The organism is uncultured Campylobacter sp. (assembly GCF_937890585.1).
Classification (GTDB): domain Bacteria; phylum Campylobacterota; class Campylobacteria; order Campylobacterales; family Campylobacteraceae; genus Campylobacter_A.
In genome coordinates this window covers 1-4654 of the sequence record NZ_CALACG010000065.1, presented here as the reverse complement: position 1 = coordinate 4654, position 4654 = coordinate 1, and the positions used below count along the sequence as shown (strand labels likewise).

Annotated in this window: 5 protein-coding genes; all 5 read left to right on the top strand. The window is 41.7% G+C overall.

Translation table 11 applies throughout. The features are described from left to right. The first annotated feature begins 75 nt into the window (after window positions 1-75). Window positions 76-1608, top strand: coding sequence for a bifunctional phosphoribosylaminoimidazolecarboxamide formyltransferase/IMP cyclohydrolase (gene purH, locus Q0296_RS01695; RefSeq protein WP_298035902.1), 1533 nt, complete (start codon window positions 76-78; stop codon window positions 1606-1608). A 77-nt stretch (window positions 1609-1685) separates the two neighbouring features. Then, the gene (msrB, locus tag Q0296_RS01690; RefSeq protein WP_298035901.1) at window positions 1686-2726 is read left to right on the top strand and encodes a peptide-methionine (R)-S-oxide reductase MsrB; all 1041 of its coding nucleotides are present in this window, start codon (window positions 1686-1688) and stop codon (window positions 2724-2726) included. 73 nt (window positions 2727-2799) lie between these two features. Continuing rightward, on the top strand, window positions 2800-3138 hold the full coding sequence (locus Q0296_RS01685; RefSeq protein WP_298035899.1) for a hypothetical protein: 339 nt from the start codon (window positions 2800-2802) through the stop codon (window positions 3136-3138). Between the two features lies 1 nt (window position 3139). Next, window positions 3140-4330, top strand: coding sequence for a peptidase M50 (locus Q0296_RS01680; RefSeq protein ID WP_298035898.1), 1191 nt, complete (start codon window positions 3140-3142; stop codon window positions 4328-4330). A 4-nt stretch (window positions 4331-4334) separates the two neighbouring features. Next, the gene (locus Q0296_RS01675; protein WP_107856111.1) at window positions 4335-4631 is read left to right on the top strand and encodes a metal-sulfur cluster assembly factor; all 297 of its coding nucleotides are present in this window, start codon (window positions 4335-4337) and stop codon (window positions 4629-4631) included. The last annotated feature ends 23 nt before the right edge of the window (window positions 4632-4654 follow it).

The following is a 4654-nucleotide window of genomic DNA, read 5'->3' as shown; positions in this document are numbered from 1 at the left end:
ATAATATTGATGCTATAGTTGATGAAATTTTAGACGAAAATAATAAAAATACAAAAATTTAATAAAGGAGAAAAAATGAGAGCGTTGCTTAGCGTTAGCGATAAAGAGGGCATTGTAGAGTTTGCAAAGGGGCTAGAAGAGCTTGGCTGGCAGATACTTTCAACTGGTGGCACATTTAAGCTTTTAAAAGAAAATGGCATAAAAGCTACTGAAGTTAGCGAATTTACGGCATCACCTGAGATGTTTGAGGGCAGGGTAAAGACCCTTCATCCAAAGATACATGGCGGCATCTTGCATAAACGCGATGACGCTACGCATGTGGCTCAGGCAAAAGAGCATGGCATTGAGGGGATTGATCTGGTTTGCGTAAATTTATATCCATTTAAAGAGACTACGATTAGAACTGATGACTTTGCCGAGATCATCGAAAATATCGACATCGGCGGCCCAGCTATGGTAAGGAGTGCTGCTAAAAATTTTAAAGACGTCCTTATCGTCACAAGCGTGCTTGACTACGATGAAATTTTAAAGCGCCTAAAAGAAAAAAGCGATGATTTTGAGTTTAGAAGATCGCTTATGATAAAGGCATTCGAGCATACAGCAGCCTATGATAGCATGATCGCAAACTATATGAATGATAGATTTAACAGCGGTTTTGGTGATGCTAGATTTATCGTGGGAAGCAAGGTTTTTGACACTAGATACGGCGAAAATCCACACCAAAAAGGCGCGCTTTATGAGTTTGATTATTTCTTTACGAACAACTTTAGAGCCCTAAAAGGCGAGGCAAGTTTCAATAATATGACCGATATAAATGGTGCATTGATGCTTGCAACTAGCTTTGATGACGCGCCAGCAGTGGCTATCATCAAACACGCGAACCCTTGCGGCTTTGCGGTAAAAGATACGCTACTAGAGAGCTACGTGGCAGCGCTTAAGTGCGATCCGATCTCAGCATACGGCGGCGTGGTCGCGATAAATGGCACGCTTGATGAGGAGCTAGCTAAAAAGATAAATGAAATTTACGTTGAAGTAATCATCGCTGCAAATGTCGATGATGCCGCGCTTAAAGTCTTTGAGAGCAAAAAACGCATCAAAATTTTCACACAAGATAATAAATTTTTAGTGCGTGCAAATGATAAATTTGACTTTAAGCACATCGATGGTGGCTTTGTATTTCAAGAAAGAGACTTCGTAAAAGACGAAGAGCTTGAAAATATGAAGCAAATGAGCAAGAAATTTGCAACTGGCAGCGAGCTAAAAGATGCTCAGATCGCGTGGAAAGTGGCTGCGCTAACGAAGAGCAACTGCGTAGTTTATGTAAAGGATGGCGCTATGGTGGCTATTGGCATGGGTATGACTAGCCGCGTGGATGCTGCTCGTGCGGCCGTAGCGAAGGCAAAAGAGCTAAAGATCGACCTAAGTGGCTGCGTGCTTGCAAGCGAGGCGTTCTTTCCGTTTAGAGATAGCATCGACATCGCTAGCAAAGTGGGCGTAAAATGCGTCATCGAGCCAGGCGGCAGCATAAGAGATGATGAGGTGATAGAGGCTGCCGATGAGCACGGCATGTCGCTATATTTCACTGGCGTTAGACACTTCTTGCACTAAAATTTAGGGGCGCTTTGCCCCTTGCTTCACACTTTATAACTTTAAATTTTATATAATCCTTCAAAAAAGGAGCTCACATGAAAAAGATATTAAATTTTCTCTTGGTTTTTATTCTATTTTTGGGTGTAAATTTGATGGCAAAAGATGAGTTTTTAAAGGAGCAGACGATGGCAGGGCAAAATTTGAAAGAAATTTATTTAGCAGGTGGCTGTTTTTGGGGCATGCAGGGATATTTTAAAAAGATATTTGGCGTGGTAGATACGAAGGTGGGCTACGCAAATGGTAAGAGCGAGAGCACTAGCTACCGTGAGCTACATGAGAGCGATCACGCCGAGACACTTTATGTCAAATTTGATGAAAACAGGGTCGCTTTGGCTGAAATTTTGGCTCATTTTTTTAGGGTGATCGACCCGACCTCGCTAAATAAACAGGGCAATGACGTCGGCAGGCAGTATAGAAGCGGGATTTACTATGTTAGCAAGGACGATCTACCAGTTATTGAGAGCTTTATAAAGATAGAGCAAAAGAAATTTAAAGATAAGATCGTGGTTGAAGTGGCGCCACTTAAGAATTTCATCATTGCCGAGGAGTATCACCAAGACTATCTTGACAAAAACCCTTTTGGATACTGCCATATAGATCTAAATTTAGCCGGCAAACCGCTCTATGACGAGGCTAAATTTAAGCCGCTTAGCAAAGAGGAGCTAAAGAGAAATTTAAGCAGTGAGCAGTATGCAGTGACGCAGGAGGCGGCGACTGAGAGGCCATTTAGCAGTGAGTATGATAAATTTGACAAAAAGGGCATCTATGTCGATATCACCAGTGGCAAGCCGCTCTTTTCAAGCGCTGATAAATTTGATGCAGGGTGTGGTTGGCCAAGCTTTACAAAGCCTATCACGACAACGGCACTTACGTATAAAGAAGACAACTCATTTATGATGAAAAGGGTCGAGGTGAAGTCGCAAAACAGCGATGCGCACCTTGGCCATGTCTTTGACGATGGGCCAAGTGACAAGGGCGGACTAAGGTACTGCATAAACGGAGCTAGTCTTAAATTTATACCGCTTGAAGATATGGCTAGGCTTGGATATGAGGAGTTTATCCCCTACGTAAAGTAGCTTTTGTTGAAGCAAATCAATGGTTTGAAAAGTTTAATCAGAGTATAATTCTCCAAAATTAAAAGGAGAAAAAATGAGTGAATTTTTCAAAAATGCAGAGCAGTTTAACGTAGAGGGTGCGACGGTGCCATTTTATAAATTTAGTGAAAATGGAGTAAGCTTTGTGGGTTTTGACTCACGTCCTTGCGTGCCGCCTGAGCCCATGATGAACGCGCTTTTGGCGATAAAATTTGCTGATAAAAACACAAAGATCGTGATGGTAAATCACAAATTTCCAGCTGGGCTCATCCCAAAGATAGAAAAGAGCTTTGATGTGGAGCGCGAGGACCTTGAGGGTGGGGCTGTGAAGATGACTTTTAGCCTAAAAGAGGGTGCGAGTATAGAAAACATAGACACCAGCCTTTGCCACTAAAATGCTTTTAAACACTTATGCGCCGCCATTTAAGCTAGTTGGTGGCTACTTTATCGCTGGCATTTTTTTCTTAGCGCTTAGCGTTCCGGCCTTTTTCTACGCTGATTTTGAGGCGATTAGCTCGCTAAATACGGCTGGCTTTTTGCATATATTTTTCGTGGGCTTTGTGATGAGCATCATCATCGGAGCGCTCTATCAGCTAACATCGGTCATACTAGAAAAGCTGTTTTTTACGGTCAAAGGGGCTATTTTAAATTTAGCCATCTTTTGCCTGTCGCTGCTTGCCATGAGCTATGCGATGATATTTGGCGAGGGTCAAATTTTGCAAGTTGGCGCAGTTTTGCTATTTTTCTCGCTCGTATTTTTTAGCTCGACCTATACTCTAAGCTTTTTAAATAATCAAAAAAGAAGCTTTGCAGCCTTTGCGCTCTTTGTCTCGGCGATATTTTTGTTAGTTGGCATAACGCTTGGATTTTGCCTAGTGATGATACTTGGCGGCACGCTTATGCTTGATTTTATGATGACATTAAAATTTCATGTATATTTTGTGCTGGGCTTTGTATTTTTCGTGATACTTGGGGCTGCAAGCGTGCTTTTACCGATGTTTGCGCTGGCGCATGATCTTAAATTTACACTTAGTAAGGCTTCACTTGCCTGCTACATTTTGGCTGGAGTTTTGCTGGCAATCGATGAAAATTTAGCTATTTTTGCGGTGGCTGTGGCGGCTTTGCTTTTTATAGCTCAAGCGTTTTATATCTTAAAAAAGCGCGTGAGAAAGGCGTATGACTACTGGAATGTAAATATCGCTCTTTCGCTGCTTGCCTTGCTTTGCGCTGCTACATTTATGATTTTTGAAAAGCTAAATTTGGCTGCATTTTTTATGATATATGGCTTTTTGTTTGCCTTTATCGTGGCTCATCTTTATAAGATCGCGCCATTTCTCATCTGGTATCACTATGTGGCGCCATTTGTTGGCAAGGCAAAAGTGCCGCTGCTTGATGCGATGATATTAAAAAAGACGGCTTATTACGCCATAGCTTTTAATGCCACTTCGCTTGTGTGCTATCCTTTAGCGATTAGCTTTGAGATGAGAAATTTGGTCTATGCAAGTATGATTTTTATGGCTTTAAGCATCATTTTGCTTGCTGTAAATATGATAAATGTTTTTAAATTTACTGGTTTTAAAGGATAAAAAAATGAAAGAAAAAATTTATGATGCTTTGTCAAATATCGTCGATCCAGAGGTTGGCTTTGATATTGTTTCGCTTGGGCTCATATATGATGCGAGCTGCGATGAAAACGGCAAAGCAAAGGTGACGATGACGCTTTCAACCAAGTCTTGTCCGCTTCATGAGATGATACTTGAGTGGGTGCAGACGGCTACGCTTGGCGTGGAGGGTGTAAAAGAGTGCGAGATTGACCTAGTTTGGGAGCCAGAGTGGAATATCCAAATGGCAAGCGACTTTGTAAAAGCACAACTTGGAGTGAATTAAAATTTATTGGCTAGAAATTTAGC

What these genes read in the sequence shown, in the direction of transcription:
- purH (WP_298035902.1), top strand. Translation starts at nt 76, where the DNA reads ATGAGAGCGTTGCTTAGCGTTAGCGATAAAGAGGGCATTGTAGAGTTT.
- msrB (WP_298035901.1), top strand. Translation starts at nt 1,686, where the DNA reads ATGAAAAAGATATTAAATTTTCTCTTGGTTTTTATTCTATTTTTGGGT.
- Q0296_RS01685 (WP_298035899.1), top strand. Translation starts at nt 2,800, where the DNA reads ATGAGTGAATTTTTCAAAAATGCAGAGCAGTTTAACGTAGAGGGTGCG.
- Q0296_RS01680 (WP_298035898.1), top strand. Translation starts at nt 3,140, where the DNA reads ATGCTTTTAAACACTTATGCGCCGCCATTTAAGCTAGTTGGTGGCTAC.
- Q0296_RS01675 (WP_107856111.1), top strand. Translation starts at nt 4,335, where the DNA reads ATGAAAGAAAAAATTTATGATGCTTTGTCAAATATCGTCGATCCAGAG.